This is a genomic window from Collinsella sp. AF33-16 (genome assembly GCF_003475325.1).
Lineage (GTDB): Bacteria > Actinomycetota > Coriobacteriia > Coriobacteriales > Coriobacteriaceae > Collinsella.
The window spans coordinates 70,052-83,445 of sequence record NZ_QRQC01000005.1 but is presented as its reverse complement, the minus strand read 5'-3'; the positions used below and the strand labels follow the sequence as shown (position 1 = coordinate 83,445).

14 protein-coding genes are annotated in these 13,394 nt (G+C 59.4%); 5 read left to right on the top strand and 9 right to left on the bottom strand.

Features of this window, described 5'->3' with window-relative positions; translation table 11 throughout:
* The first annotated feature begins 12 nt into the window (after positions 1 to 12).
* A complete protein-coding gene (locus DWZ52_RS03115) occupies positions 13 to 795 on the top strand; it encodes a TatD family hydrolase (RefSeq protein WP_089573023.1) in 783 nt (260 codons plus the stop codon).
* A gap of 279 nt (positions 796 to 1,074) precedes the next feature.
* Here the strand turns inward: DWZ52_RS03115 and DWZ52_RS03110 are convergent, their stop codons facing one another.
* The 5 genes from DWZ52_RS03110 to DWZ52_RS03090 all read right to left on the bottom strand — a co-directional run bounded on the left by DWZ52_RS03110 (position 1,075) and on the right by DWZ52_RS03090 (position 6,220).
* Positions 1,075 to 1,938, bottom strand: coding sequence for a PfkB family carbohydrate kinase (locus DWZ52_RS03110; protein WP_089573021.1), 864 nt, complete (start codon positions 1,936 to 1,938; stop codon positions 1,075 to 1,077).
* Positions 1,939 to 1,998: 60 nt separating this feature from the next.
* Positions 1,999 to 2,658: an HAD family hydrolase gene (locus DWZ52_RS03105; RefSeq protein ID WP_368161025.1), complete on the bottom strand. Its 660-nt coding sequence runs from the start codon at positions 2,656 to 2,658 to the stop codon at positions 1,999 to 2,001.
* A 64-nt stretch (positions 2,659 to 2,722) separates the two neighbouring features.
* Entirely contained in the window at positions 2,723 to 3,565 is an 843-nt protein-coding gene (locus DWZ52_RS03100; RefSeq protein WP_199579094.1) for a Cof-type HAD-IIB family hydrolase, read from the bottom strand.
* Positions 3,566 to 3,801: 236 nt separating this feature from the next.
* The gene (gene pgi / locus DWZ52_RS03095) at positions 3,802 to 5,496 is read right to left on the bottom strand and encodes a glucose-6-phosphate isomerase (protein WP_117564424.1); all 1,695 of its coding nucleotides are present in this window, start codon (positions 5,494 to 5,496) and stop codon (positions 3,802 to 3,804) included.
* A gap of 199 nt (positions 5,497 to 5,695) precedes the next feature.
* A complete protein-coding gene (locus DWZ52_RS03090; RefSeq protein WP_158572403.1) occupies positions 5,696 to 6,220 on the bottom strand; it encodes an iron-containing alcohol dehydrogenase in 525 nt (174 codons plus the stop codon).
* 223 nt (positions 6,221 to 6,443) lie between these two features.
* On the opposite strand from DWZ52_RS03090, the gene DWZ52_RS03085 reads away from it, so the two are divergent.
* Together DWZ52_RS03085 and DWZ52_RS03080 are read left to right on the top strand one after the other, a co-directional pair.
* Complete coding sequence (locus DWZ52_RS03085) at positions 6,444 to 7,949, top strand: DNA repair protein (protein ID WP_118384893.1); 1,506 nt, start codon at positions 6,444 to 6,446, stop codon at positions 7,947 to 7,949.
* Positions 7,942 to 8,367, top strand: a complete 426-nt coding sequence (locus DWZ52_RS03080) for a hypothetical protein (RefSeq protein ID WP_233503836.1) — start codon at positions 7,942 to 7,944, stop codon at positions 8,365 to 8,367. Before DWZ52_RS03085 ends, DWZ52_RS03080 begins: the two co-directional genes overlap by 8 nt.
* Positions 8,368 to 8,393: 26 nt before the next feature.
* Here the strand turns inward: DWZ52_RS03080 and DWZ52_RS03075 are convergent, their stop codons facing one another.
* The gene (locus tag DWZ52_RS03075; protein ID WP_117583897.1) at positions 8,394 to 8,777 is read right to left on the bottom strand and encodes a heavy-metal-associated domain-containing protein; all 384 of its coding nucleotides are present in this window, start codon (positions 8,775 to 8,777) and stop codon (positions 8,394 to 8,396) included.
* Between the two features lie 174 nt (positions 8,778 to 8,951).
* Here DWZ52_RS03075 and DWZ52_RS03070 point away from each other — a divergent pair, with 174 nt between their 5' ends.
* Both DWZ52_RS03070 and DWZ52_RS03065 read left to right on the top strand, forming a co-directional pair.
* Entirely contained in the window at positions 8,952 to 9,656 is a 705-nt protein-coding gene (locus tag DWZ52_RS03070; RefSeq protein WP_118384892.1) for a DUF3793 family protein, read from the top strand.
* A 46-nt stretch (positions 9,657 to 9,702) separates the two neighbouring features.
* Positions 9,703 to 10,122, top strand: coding sequence for a flavodoxin (locus tag DWZ52_RS03065; RefSeq protein WP_118384891.1), 420 nt, complete (start codon positions 9,703 to 9,705; stop codon positions 10,120 to 10,122).
* Positions 10,123 to 10,237: 115 nt separating this feature from the next.
* Here DWZ52_RS03065 and DWZ52_RS03060 read toward each other — a convergent pair whose 3' ends face one another.
* The 3 genes from DWZ52_RS03060 to DWZ52_RS03050 all read right to left on the bottom strand — a co-directional run bounded on the left by DWZ52_RS03060 (position 10,238) and on the right by DWZ52_RS03050 (position 13,337).
* A complete protein-coding gene (locus tag DWZ52_RS03060; protein ID WP_055286888.1) occupies positions 10,238 to 10,990 on the bottom strand; it encodes an amino acid ABC transporter ATP-binding protein in 753 nt (250 codons plus the stop codon).
* A 12-nt stretch (positions 10,991 to 11,002) separates the two neighbouring features.
* Positions 11,003 to 12,364: an ABC transporter permease subunit gene (locus tag DWZ52_RS03055; protein WP_233547252.1), complete on the bottom strand. Its 1,362-nt coding sequence runs from the start codon at positions 12,362 to 12,364 to the stop codon at positions 11,003 to 11,005.
* A gap of 112 nt (positions 12,365 to 12,476) precedes the next feature.
* A complete protein-coding gene (locus DWZ52_RS03050) occupies positions 12,477 to 13,337 on the bottom strand; it encodes an ABC transporter substrate-binding protein (protein WP_118376924.1) in 861 nt (286 codons plus the stop codon).
* Between the last annotated feature and the right edge of the window lie 57 nt (positions 13,338 to 13,394).

Sequence of the window (13,394 nt, the reverse complement as noted above, 5' to 3'; positions counted from 1 at the left end):
GGATGCCCTGCGATGGAACCGCGATTCTTTGACACGCATTGTCATCTTGATTTGATGCTCAGCCCCGATGCTGCAGCCAGTGAGTCGGCGGCGTTGGGTCTGGGGCTCTTTGACTGCGGGGTCGACCCACGCGACTTCGCGGCAGCAAAAAAGCGGGCCAGCCGATACCCAAACATTATCGCGGGCGCCGGCCTCCATCCCTGGTGGCTCGCCGACGGCCGCTGCGGTCCTGCCGAAGTCAATCTGCTTTGCGAAGTTGCTGACCAAGAGCGCTATATCGGCGAGGTAGGACTCGACTTTTCTGCGCGCTTTGCCGGAAGCGAACCGCTTCAAATACAGGCACTTGACCGTCTCTGCGATGCACTCGTGCAGCACCCTCTCGCCGGGCGCGTGATATCAATTCACGCTGTTCGTTCAGCAGGAACCGTACTGGACGCCCTTGAGTCATATGGATTACTCACCCCAAGCCCCAACTCCCCCGCCATCATCTTTCACTGGTTTAGCGGCACCTCGAACGAGTTCGTCCGTACGCGAAACGCAGGCTGCTATTTTTCCGTGAACGAGCGGATGCTCGCTACCAAGCGCGGTCGTGAATACGCCCGACAGATTCCACTCGACCGTCTGCTGCTCGAAACCGACGCTCCAGCCGAACCGCAAGCAGATGCAAGCGCGCGACAGCTCATCACATCGCTAAAAAGCGCCTCCCTGCACATCGCCGAACTTAAAAACTGCGCCGAGGAGAGCGTCGAATCGACCGTTTTAGGAAATTCGCGCTCCATATTTGACTTCCGCTGATCCCGGTGGGCAAAAAATGCCAAATATGAGTACTGTTGCAAAGCTAGTCACATCATTTTGCGACAAAACAACACCCTGATAATGCACAACCGTTCATTATCAGGGTGTTTTAGCATGGCTAAAGCCGCGTATAACAGGCTTTTATCGCTCTCGGACATTCAACTAGGGCCTCAAAAGCTTAATTTCGCTGTTACTAAAATAGTGACAGTACTCATATTTGGCATTTTTTGCCCACAGGGTCCCGAGAAGACAACGATTCGACTTCCCGGGACTGCTCACCTATTCGGAAATCGGCGCTCCATGGCCCCAGGAGCCTTCCATGCCGCATACAGTCGAGGCAAACCCCGCCGCAAAGTCGAGCGCGCGCTCAATAGCATTAGCGTCATCGTTGCCACGCTTGACAGCGTCGAGATAGCACATCAGGAACGAAGTCAGGAACGAGTCACCCGCTCCCATGGTGTCCTTCATATCTGCCACAGGCTTGGCATGCTGCCGATAGTAACGCTCGCCGTCGTAGGCAATGCAGCCCTCAGCGCCAGCCGTGGCCGATACAAAACGCGGACCCAAGCCCTGCACCCATGCCAGACGCTCGCGAATCTCGTCCTCACCCGCGGCATCCGCCGCACTAAAGAAAGCAAAATCGACGTAGGGCGCAATTTGCTCGTAGTACTCGTCGGTGGAGTCATCCGAAAAGTCAAAAGAGACCGTGACGCCCGCTGCCTTCAACTTGGGCAGCTCGCGCTCGGTAAAGCAATAGTTGCCCGAATGAACCACGTCGAACTGCTTCATATACGCAAGGTCAAAGCGATCGAGCACATAGCGCGCATCACCACGGATGCCGCCCTCGTTCGACCCCAGAAACACGCGGTCACCATCGACCACGGTAACACGAGCCGCACCGTTCTCGCCGATGAGTTGTTTACATTTGGCGAGCTCGACGCTCTCGTCCTCAAGGCTCGCGATGATATGCTCAGCCGCGGCGTCGTTTCCAAAGATGCCCATATACGCGGAGCGCGCGGCTCCGCATTTCTTGGCATACACGGCAAAGTTCACCGCATTGCCACCCGGATACATAGTGTGGATATGCTCGTAACGATCGACGACGTTATCGCCAAACCCAAGAGCGCTAACGTTGAATGTCATAGTGCCGCTCCCCTCTCGTCCCAACGAGATCGCTGTAATAGCCGCCGTACCACCCCGGCCCTACGCGAGTTCCAACAAATCGGGCAGCTGGTCGATAATCTTATCCGCAGCATCTTGGCTAAATCCAAAGCGCTCCTCGCGCTTGGCGATTACCGTCAGACCGGCGCGCTTACCTGCGGTAATGCCCGGAACGGAATCCTCAACGCAGCAGCAGCGATTCGCGGGCAGCCCCAGCAGGTCCAGCGCATGCAGGTAGATGTCGGGCTCGGGCTTGCTCTCCTTAAACTGCTCGCCGCTCACCACATACTCAAAGGCATCAGACAGCCCGCATGCGTTGAGCACTTCCTCGATGCTAACCATGGGAGACGAGCTGGCAAGCGCCACGCGAACGCCGCGGCGCGGCAGCTCTCGAATCGTATCCACGGCGCCTGGGTTAATCAAAGCCTGATAGTCACGCGGACGCTTATGCGCCCACTCGTCCCAACGGGCCAACGCTTCCTCGCCAGTGAAGTGCCCCTTACCGGCGCGCTCAAACCAATCGACCAGCATATGCAGGAAGAACTGATGCGAGGTACCGACCTGCCCATTCAACTCCTCTTGAGTCAGATTAAGCCCAAGCTCCTTGGCAAACGCGGCAGTCTCGCCCAAGTAGTAATACTCGGTATCGACAATGACGCCGTCCATGTCAAAGATAACGGCGTCGAACGGAAATGCGGACACGGCACCCTCCCTAACAAAAGGACGCCCGCAAGCAGGCGCCCGAGCCATGCATTAATCGGCGATTCTAACCCAGCAGCTTATCCAGCGCCACCGCAATGCCATCTTCGTTGTTATCGGCGGTCACCATCTGGGCTACAGCCTTAACCTCATCGACGGCGTTACCCATGGCAACACCGGTGCCGGCCCACTCAATCATGGACTTGTCGTTCTGGCCGTCGCCAAACGATACGACCTCACTGGCATCGATGCCGAGCTTGGGCAGGGCACCCTCGAGTGCGCGGGCCTTGTCGATACCGGGCGCCGTGTACTCAAAGTACCAGTCGGCCGTAAACATGCCCGAAAGCGTCTGCTTAAAGGGCGCATACATCTCCTCGTAATGCGCCTGCAGGTAGGCCGGATCGCCCGCCGTCAGCAGCTTGTCCACGGGATAAGCATCAGCGACCTCATGCAGGCTCTCCACCTCGCGAATCTTAAGATCGCACGCGTCGCGCTCATACTTGACGATATTCTTCTGTGAGCCGTCAGGCAGCGTGATCATGCAATGGTACGAGTCCTCGACGTGCAAATCGCGACCGAGCGAAATCATAGGGATCACGTCAAAATTACGCAGGTGATCAATCAGGCGATGCAATTCGTCGGCAGGCATAGCCTGATCGAACAGCACCTCGTCGGTCTGGGCATCAACGACGTGTGCGCCGTTAAAGGCCACCAGCAGACCGTCATGGTTTTGAAGGTCGAGCTCTTGCGCCAAGGCGCGCAGCCCCCATGCGGGACGGCCCGAAGCCAAGATGAGCTTAATGCCCGACTCCTGCGCCGCGAGCAGCTTCTCGCGCGTACGCGGGCCGATGACCTTTTGGTCGTTGGTGAGCGTACCGTCGATATCCATTGCGATGGCTTTGATTGCCATATATGCCTCCCTGTCATTGAACAACCTTGTCTGAGCCATCATACAGAACACCCACGGCGGCGCTGTTTGCAACGGGAAAAATGTCATATTGTCCCAAACATGAACGGCGCGCCTTCGACGATTGCGATGCCCGTCGAGGCGCCTCCCGATACATTCCATCCTATCCAAATAGCAAGGGGCCCGTATCCCAACGGATACGGGCCCCTTTCAGCCATAAGCCAACTCGGCCGTAAAAACTACTTGCGATGAGCGCGATAGAACTCGATGAGCGCCTGGGTCGAAGCGTCCTGCTCGGCCTTGGCGGCGTCGTCGTGGAAGGCCGGGGTGATCTGCTTGGCAAGCTGCTTGCCCAGCTCGACGCCCCACTGGTCGTAGGAGTCGATGCCCCAGACCGTGCCCTCGACAAACGTGATGTGCTCGTACAGGGCGATGAGCTCGCCGAGTGCGAACGGGGTCAGCGTGTCGCCGAAGATCGAGGTCGTCGGACGGTTGCCCTCAAAGCAGCGGGCCGGGACGATCTGCTCGGGCGTGCCCTCGGCACGAACCTCGTCGGCCGTCTTACCAAAGGCGAGCGCCTTGGTCTGGGCCAGGAAGTTGCCCAGGAACAGCTCGTGGACGTCCTGGCCGCTGTCGGTTGCGGGATTGGCAGTGTTGGCGAAAGCGATAAAGTCGGCCGGGACCACCACGGTGCCCTGGTGCAGCAGCTGGTAGAAGGCGTGCTGGCCGTTGGTACCGGGCTCGCCCCAGAAGATCTCACCGGTATCGGAGGTCACAGCGCTGCCGTCCCAGCGGACGTGCTTGCCGTTGGACTCCATGGTGAGCTGTTGCAGGTAGGCCGGGAAGCGGTGCAGATACTGGCAGTACGGCAGCACGGCGTGGCTCTTGGAACCGAAGAAGTTGACGTACCAGACGTTGAGCAGGCCCATCAGCGCGACGGCGTTGTTCTCGAGCGGGGTGTTGCAGAAGTACTCGTCGATGGCGTGGAAGCCCTCGAGGAACTGCTGGAAGCGCTCGGGGCCGAGCACGACGATCAGCGACAGACCCACGGCGGAGTCGACGGAATAGCGGCCGCCGACCCAGTTCCAAAAACCGAAGGCGTTGGCGGGGTCGATACCGAAGGCCTCGACCTTTTCGAGCGCGGTGGAAACGGCGACGAAGTGCTTTGCCACGGCCTCGGCGTTCTGCTCATCGGAGCCATCGATGGCGCCCTGAGCCTTGAGCTGCTCGAGCATCCAGGTCTTGACCTCGCGGGCATTGGTGAGGGTCTCGAGCGTGGTGAAGGTCTTGGAGACGATGATCACGAGCGTGGTCTCGGGATCCAGACCCTTGAGCTTCTCGGCCTGGTCGTTGGGATCGATGTTGGAGATATAGCGGCAATCGATACCGGCGTCGGCATAGGGACGCAGGGCCTCGTAAGCCATGACCGGGCCCAGATCGGAGCCGCCGATGCCGATGGACACCAGGTGCTCGATCTTTTTGCCGGTAACACCCTTCCACTCACCGGAGCGCACGCGCTCGGCGAAGGCATACATGCGGTCGAGAACCTCGTGCACGTCGGCGACGACGTCCTGGCCGTCGACGATGAGCTGGCCCTTCTCGCTTGCCGGGCGGCGCAGCGCGGTGTGCAGGACGGCGCGGTCCTCGGTGGTGTTGATGTGCTCGCCGGAGAACATGGCGTCGCGGCGCTCCTCGAGCTTCACCTCGCGGGCAAGATCGCACAGCAGCTTGACGGTCTCATCAGTCACCAGGTTCTTGGACAGGTCGAAGTGCAGGTCACCGGCGTCAAAGCTCAGCTTGTTCACGCGCTCGGCATCGGCGGCGAACCAGGCCTTGAGGTCGATACCCTCGGCCTCGAGCTTCTCCTGATGGGCCTCGAGCGCCTTCCAAGCGGCAGTCGACGTAGCATCGATAGGTGCGGCAACAGTTGCCATAGAGTCCTCCTCAGCATACGGGCGCACGCCTCCATGCGCCCGGACATTCAGATGCCACTATTCTAGCGCAGGTCAAGACTATAATCAGCGAGCGTTGCCAATCGGCCCCCAAACGGCAACCGACCAAAAAGGGACAGGTTTAATTTGGCAGGTCAAACGCTTTACCAATCAAAAATAACCTATCCCTTTATGCCAAATATTAGGCCGCAGCGCAGACGCTACCGAGCAACTCACGCAGAGGAGACCCGATGCCCTCCAGCAGTTCGGGCGCGATGATGGCAAAAACGGGAACCTCGCCGGCCCCCACGACGGCAGGCACCTTGCCCTCCGAGACGATACATCCATAAGGGACAAAACCGTCTTCGCCGACATCGAGCGCCGCCATGCGACGGGCGAGCTCGCGCGCAAAGCCGGCAGTATCGGCATCGCCAATCGCCAAGACAAAGTCCACGCCTTCGTCGATCGCCAGGGCCACGGCTTCGTCGATCAGCTCGTCTCCTCCGTCGCCTTCAACCGAGCCGCAGCGGAAAAGCACGCGCTCGAGCAGGGCGCGATCGAGCGAGCCCAGCGCCGCCGAAACGAGCTCATCACGCGTGTGCTTGTCGCCTCCCAGCACGACCAGTGCCTTGGTGCCGCCATAGTGGGCAACCAATCGCCCGCACCAGCGAGCCACATCCCCATCCGCAACCAAGCGCGTCGGCATACCAAACCCATAGTTGACCATTATCCCCACAACCCTTCCGTGCTTTATGGTGGTATCAATCGTTAGCCTCATGCTACGAAGCGAGCTTTTCCGAGCTGTTACGCACTCTTTAGGGCTGCGTTAAAAACCCGATGCAGCCGCACGACCATACCTGCCAAAAAGGGGCAGGTTTTGACGGTGTCCGGTCGAGCAGGTATTATCGAACAGGTATTCGATAAGAACATGTGTTTGATGGGAGGCTCGGATGGAGCACGAGCAGCACACCTACATCTGCATCGACCTCAAGACGTTTTATGCCAGCGTCGAGTGCGTCGATCGTGGGCTCGATCCGCTCACCACCAACCTGGTCGTTGCCGACGAATCGCGCGGACGCACGACCATCTGTCTCGCTATCACGCAGACCATGAAGGACCTCGGGATACACAACCGCTGCCGTCTATTCGAGATTCCCGACGGCATCGACTACATCAAAGCAGTGCCGCGCATGCAACACTACATGGAGGTGTCGGCGCAAATCTACGGCGTCTATCTGGAATACGTCAGCCCCCAGGACGTGCACGTCTACTCCATCGATGAGTGCTTTATCGACGTGACGCCCTATCTGGACCTTTATCACACCGATGCCGAAGGGTTCGCCTGCATGTTGCGCGACGAGGTCTTGGGGCGCACCGGCATCACGGCGACGGTCGGTATCGGCCCCAACCTATTCCAGGCCAAGGTGGCGCTCGACATCACCGCCAAGCACGTAGCCAGCCGCATTGGCGTACTCGACGACGAGATCTTTCGCAAGGAGATCTGGCCCCATCGCCCCATCACCGACATCTGGGGCATCGGCCCCGGCGTGGCGGCCCGTCTCGAGAAATACGGCGTCTACGACCTGATGGGCGTCGCCGCACTCGACGAGAACCTGCTCTACGACGAACTCGGCGTCAATGCCGAATATCTCATCGACCACGCCTTCGGGCGCGAGCCGACAACCATCGCCGATATCCAAGCCTATCGCCCGCAAGCGACCTCGACCACCACAGGACAGGTGCTCTCGAAGGGCTATGCCTACGAGCAGGCCTACACCGTCTTGCGCGAAATGGTCGACAACGCCGTGTTGGATCTAGTCGATAAGCACGTGGTCTGCGACAGCATCTCGCTCTTTGTGGGCTACGCGAGCGAGCGCGCCGACATACGCCGGCTCAACGCCAGCGGCACGGCGCAGTATATAGACGGCTGCGGACACTTGCGCTCGAGCACCTCGGGCATCGAGCCCGCAGCGACCGACGGCCCCGAGCTCGCGCCCCGTGCTCCCAAGCCCGTCCAGCGCGATGACGAAAGGCGTCGCCTGGTGCGCGAAGCGCAGGCAATCGATGGCATCTTTGTGGGAGAGCATGGCGGCAAACCGCGTGGTGGCTATGCCGAACTCTTTGCGCACTCCAACGCCTCGCGAAAGCTGCCCGAGCGCACTAATTCGTTTAAGAAAATCATGGGGTATTTCGATGACCTTTGGGCACAAACGGTCGATCCCAAACGACCGGTCAAGCGCATCAACCTGGGATTTGGCAATCTTGTGCCCGAGGAATTTGCCACCATCGATCTGTTCAGCGATATCGAGGCCGATGAGCGCGAGCGCGACCTGGCGCGCGCCGTCCTGGCCGTGAAAGGCAAGTACGGCAAGAACGCGCTCGTCAAGGGATTAAGCTTTACCGCCGGCGCCACCGCGCGCGAACGCAACGGCCAAGTTGGAGGACATCGTGCCTAAACCCAAGCAGCAGCCCGTGCGCCCGCCGACCGCCTTCGAGCGCCTGGCGGACCCCGAGGGCAGACGCCGCGCCGCCGACCCCAACCTCACTGCCAACGGTGCCGTGCGCGCCAACCGCGCCGCACAGTTTATGCCCTTTGCCGCCCTCACGGGATACTACGAACTCGTGCGCAAGCAGGAAATCACCGTCGAGTCAAAACGTGAGCTCACGGAAGAAAAAGCCCTCGTACTTTCTAAAAAGCTCGAGGGTCTCAAACGTGGCGACTTGGTTCGTGTCACCTATTACGATACATACGGCTATCGCAGCCGCACCGGCATCCTCGACGAGGCGCTCCCCGCCTTCAAGCTCCTCAAGCTCCGAGACATCGCCATCGACTTCGACGACATCCAAGACATCGAACTGCGCGGACGAGCCTAGCCAAGGAAGCGCATCCAGGGCGGCACTTACAGCGTCATGACGTAGTAGCCCGCGTCTTTCACGGCCGTCTCGAGGACACCACGATCAACCGGCTGCTTAGAGCGCACGCGTGCCGTGTGGTCCGCATACGTCACCGTTGCCCACACGCCATCCAGCGCATTGAGGGCATTGGCTACGTTCTGAGCGCAGCCGTCACAGTTCATGCCGCCGATGAGCAGCTCATCGCTATAGGGATAGTGTGACGCATCGGTATCCACCACAACAACCTTTTTGGCCTTCTTGCCGCTCGTACCATCGCTGCAGCAACTCTTCCCGTGTGTCGAAGCGGCAATGCGACGCAGTCCAAAAAACATGCCGACGGCAATGACGGCCAGCACGATGAGATTCGCAGGGTTGAGCAAGTCACTCATGCGCTCCCCTTTCAAGTAGCACTATCTAGATACCCCCATGGGGTGCCCCCATCTTAACCCAAAATCATGTCTGTTCGGTCAATTAGTTTCCCTCTTCAAACTTTTTTGTTGACCATGGCTTACTTTCGTGTATAAGTTTTCCTAGGCTAACAGTTTAGATCCGTAAGGAGCGCCGTGACTCGAACCATAGACATCCCAACGTTTCAGGCGGCAGTCGTGCGCAACTGCTCTCCCACGCTCGCGGGCATCAAGCCGGCATCGCTCTTTACCTATCCAGGCATCTACGCCCACGGGAACGGCTCGACCACAACCGAAACCATCGCAGAACGTCGAGCACGCCTGCTCAACGTTATCGCCCAGTGCAATCGCGAGCTTGACCCGCTCGGCATCCACCTGAGTGTTTTGGTCTGGCGGCCCTGCGGAGCACTCGTGTACGTGTACCGAGCCAAAAGCCTCTCCACCTATTTCGCAGACCCTCGCGCCCAAACAGCGCTCGCCTCGGAAGGCTACGACACGAGAGACCTTTCGACATGCCTTGTGCATTTGGCATCACGCATCACGCTCGCGAGCAATAACGTCGCGGAATGCGCTTGTAGCCAGACTCGATGTGCACTACCCCAGCAAGCTAGCTGCAGCAACGACTGCACCTGCGAGTTTCCGCACGAAATAGGCTACTTCCTTGGATATCCCTACGACGACGTGCACGAGTTTATCGTCCAGCGCGGCGAGAACTACAAGGTCTTTGGAGCTTGGAAGGTCTACACGAATGTCGAGCAAGCGCTTGCGATGTTTGACGCCTACCGTGCCTGCACTCAATACCTCACCTTTGTCTATCAGCAGGGCTGCAGCTTGGCGCAACTTGCCCAGGCAACCCGATAGAACATAGAAGCCGCGGCAACCTGCCGCACAACTGAAAGGACTCAACATGAGCAAGATCGCCGTCGTCTACTGGAGCGGCACGGGCAACACCGAGGCCATGGCAAACCTCGTCGCCGAAGGCGCCACGTCCGCGGGTGCCGAGACTGAGGTCATCCCCTGCGCCGACTTCTCTGCCGACAAGGCCGCCGAATATGATGCCTTCGCCTTCGGCTGCCCCGCCATGGGCTCCGAGGAGCTTGAGTATGACGAGTTTCAGCCTATGTGGGACGAGGTCAAGGAGACCCTCGGCGACAAGAAGGTCGTCCTCTTTGGCTCCTATTCGTGGGCCGAGGGCGAGTGGATGGACAACTGGAAGGCCGACGCCGACGAGGCCGGAGTCAACGTCGTGGACTCCGTCATTTGCTACGATGCGCCCGACGATGAGGGCGAGGCGGCCTGCCGTGCCCTTGGCGCCGAGCTGGCCTAGCAGCAGCACCGAGCCCGACAGAAGGGGCTCACGCTACATTATCGACATCCCAACAAAAAACGGGACTGGATTCATGTCCAGCCCCGTTTTCTGTAATGCCAGCCGCATGAACCAGCTACGAGATATTGCCCAAGAACGCCTTGGTGCGCTCGCTCTTGGGGTGGTCGAAGACCTCGCTCGGCGTACCCTCTTCCACAATGACGCCGCCGTCCATAAAGACGACGCGGTCGGCGACATCGCGGGCAAAGCCCATCTCGTGGGTCACCACGATCATGGTCATACCGTCACGTGCCAGGTCGCGCATGACGCCCAGGACGTCGCGGACAAGCTCGGGGTCAAGCGCCGACGTGGCCTCGTCAAAGAGCATCACGTGTGGATTCATCGACAGGGCGCGGGCGATGGCCACGCGCTGCTGCTGACCGCCCGAAAGCTGACTCGGCATAAAATCGATGCGCTCGGCCAGACCGACCTTGGTGAGCTCCTCGACGGCGATCTTCTCGGCCTCTTCCTTGCTGCGCTTGAGCACCTTTTGCTGCGCAAGCATGACGTTCTTTTTGACCGACAGGTGCGGGAACAGGTTGAACTGCTGAAAGACCATGCCCAGGTGCGTACGCACTTTGTTGAGGTCGACACCCTTGGCGCACACATCCACGCCCTCAACGATAATCGAGCCACTCGTGGGATGCTCCAAACGATTGATGCAGCGAAGCATCGTCGACTTGCCCGAGCCCGAGGGGCCCAAGACCACAACGACCTCACCCTTGTGCACATCCAGATCGATATCGCGCAGGACCACGTTGTCGCCAAAGGCCTTCTGGAGATTCTTGATGCTGACGACGACCTCGTTCGAGTTATTGGTTTCGCTCATGATAGGACCTCCTTACAGACCGGCGATGTGGTCGGCGGGCGTCGCGACAACCTGTCCGGCGCTCTTGGCGGGACGCTTCTTCTTGGTTTCGGCCGTCCCCAGAAGCCTCGCCTCAAGACCGCTCACCAAGCGAGCAAGCGGCAGGGTGATGACCAGGTAGAACAGCGCGGCAACCACATACGGCGTAATGGAACCCGTCGTGGCCACGATGGTACGGGCGTTCATGACGATCTCGACCACGCCCACGGCCGCGAGCAGCGACGTATCCTTGTAAAGCAGGATAAACTCGCTGGTCAGCGTAGGCAGGACATTGCGGAACGTCTGCGGAATCATAACGTAGAGCAGCGTCTGGAAGGCGTTCATGCCCAGCGAGCGCGCGGCCTCGTTTTGGCCCTTGGGGATCGACTGAATACCGGCGCGGAAGATCTCGCACAGGTAGGCGGACGAGTTCATGGCCATGACGATGACGCCCAGCACATAATCGTCAACCTTGACGCCGGCCAGCGGCAGGCCAAAGAACGCGATGTAGATCTGCAGGAACGCCGGCGTACCGCGGATGATATTCACATAGATGCCGGCAAGGCAACGCAGGATGCGCGACTTGGAGATGCGCATGAGTGACAAGGCAAAGCCAAAGGGAATGGCCAACGGAAATGCCACGAGCACGATCGAGAGCGACATGAGGAAGCCTTTGAAGACGATCGGCAGGCTCTGAACCAAAATGACCGGGTTCAGGAACAGGCGAAGGAACATGTTGGAATTCCATGCCTCGACCCACGGCTGCTCCTTAAGGTCGGCCAGGAAGTTATCGAATGCCGTCACGCCCTTAATCTCGACGGAAGGAATCTTGGAGATCTTCTTGGTTGAACCGGCAGCCAACGTGTAGGTGCCGCTAAAAGCCTCGTCGCCGCCCTCGACGGGGAAGGTCACGCCGTAGACCTCGACACGGAAATAGCCGCCGGCCGGAGCCGTCTCGCCAAAATCGATCTTGAGCGTCTGGCCGTCGACCTTGCACGTAGGCTTCATGGGCGTACGGTCCATGAGGTCATCGCCCGAGAGCATCGTCAATCGCGTGTCATCGGCACCAAACGTCGTGCCGTCGACAAACGTCAGCGAAAGACCGCTCAGCTCCTCGTCGGCATCGGCCTGAACTTCCCAGGTAATTCGCGTCTCGGTGCCGCCGACCACAGCGCTGCCCGAACCGGTGTTGGGTCGGGCGGTGATCTTTGCGGTCTCAAGCGCCTGGGCGGTCGTGGGCGCATATGCCCCCGCGCACACCAGCGCGAGCGCCACGGCCATGACGCAGGCTAGCTTTTTGAGCAAGGCGGGCAGTGGAAAACGCTGCTCCGCGGCCCCTTTGTTCAGTCGAGACAAGGTGGCTCCTATCGTAGAAGTTGCCGGCAAAACGAGACGGAAACGCTCTCCGTCAAGAGAAGCGCAAAGGCCCTCTCCGCAAAACGGAAAGGGCCCGCGCGCAATCAAGTAGTTATTTGATGTTGTACTTAGCCATGAGGGCGTCAACGGTACCGTCGTCGGTCAGGTCCTTGATGGCCTGGTTGATGTCGTCCTTGAGCTTGGTATTGCCCTGGTTGATGGCGATGGCGTACTCCTCGCCGGTGCTGACCTGCTTGATGGTCTGGCAGGTGTTGAACTGCTCGGCGGTCAGCTGGCTGGCAACGGAGCGGTTGGTGACTACGGCGTCACCCTTATCGGACTGCAGGGCGCTGAAGCACTCGGTAGCGTCCTTGTAGGGGACGATCTTGGCCTTGGGGAAGTTCTCCTGGGCAAAGGCTTCGGCGGTCGATCCAGACTGGACGATGATGGTAGCGTCAGCGTTGTTGAGCTTCTCGCTGTAGTTGTCGGCCGTGATGTCGGTGTTATCGACCTTGGTCACGATAGCCTGATCGTCCATGTAGTAGGAATCGGAGAAAGTAACTTCCTTCTCACGCTCGGGAGTGTCGGTGATAGCCGCGATAGCGACGTCGTACTTGGCGCCCGAAGCAACGCCGGGGACGAGCGTGTCGAAGTCGTTGTTGACGTACTCGACATCCAGACCCAACTTGTCACCGATAGCCTTGATGAGTTCAAGGTCAAAGCCCTGGTAGTCGCCGTTGTCATCCTTGTACTCAAACGGCGCGTACTCGGCAGAGGTGCCGACGGTGAGCGTACCGTCCTTGACGAGCGCGTACTCCTTGGAGCCGTCGACCTTCTCGACCTTAGCGTCGTCAGAGCTGCTGGAACCGGCATCGGAACCAGAGGTGGCGTTGGACGAGCCGCAGCCCGTCAGTGCGAGGGCGAGCGCCATGGCGCCCGTGGCTGCAAACGCGCCAAGCTTCTTGAGCTTCATAATCAGTCTCCTTCCAGTGACCCCGTTTGATTCAGAGGTCTGCAAAAACTGTTGGCT

What these genes read in the sequence shown, in the direction of transcription:
- DWZ52_RS03100 (WP_199579094.1), bottom strand. Translation starts at nt 3,565, where the DNA reads ATGGCAATCAAAGCCATCGCAATGGATATCGACGGTACGCTCACCAAC.
- DWZ52_RS03060 (WP_055286888.1), bottom strand. Translation starts at nt 10,990, where the DNA reads ATGAGCGAAACCAATAACTCGAACGAGGTCGTCGTCAGCATCAAGAAT.
- DWZ52_RS03065 (WP_118384891.1), top strand. Translation starts at nt 9,703, where the DNA reads ATGAGCAAGATCGCCGTCGTCTACTGGAGCGGCACGGGCAACACCGAG.
- DWZ52_RS03110 (WP_089573021.1), bottom strand. Translation starts at nt 1,938, where the DNA reads ATGACATTCAACGTTAGCGCTCTTGGGTTTGGCGATAACGTCGTCGAT.
- DWZ52_RS03075 (WP_117583897.1), bottom strand. Translation starts at nt 8,777, where the DNA reads ATGAGTGACTTGCTCAACCCTGCGAATCTCATCGTGCTGGCCGTCATT.
- DWZ52_RS03090 (WP_158572403.1), bottom strand. Translation starts at nt 6,220, where the DNA reads ATGGTCAACTATGGGTTTGGTATGCCGACGCGCTTGGTTGCGGATGGG.
- DWZ52_RS03115 (WP_089573023.1), top strand. Translation starts at nt 13, where the DNA reads ATGGAACCGCGATTCTTTGACACGCATTGTCATCTTGATTTGATGCTC.
- pgi (WP_117564424.1), bottom strand. Translation starts at nt 5,496, where the DNA reads ATGGCAACTGTTGCCGCACCTATCGATGCTACGTCGACTGCCGCTTGG.
- DWZ52_RS03050 (WP_118376924.1), bottom strand. Translation starts at nt 13,337, where the DNA reads ATGAAGCTCAAGAAGCTTGGCGCGTTTGCAGCCACGGGCGCCATGGCG.
- DWZ52_RS03085 (WP_118384893.1), top strand. Translation starts at nt 6,444, where the DNA reads ATGGAGCACGAGCAGCACACCTACATCTGCATCGACCTCAAGACGTTT.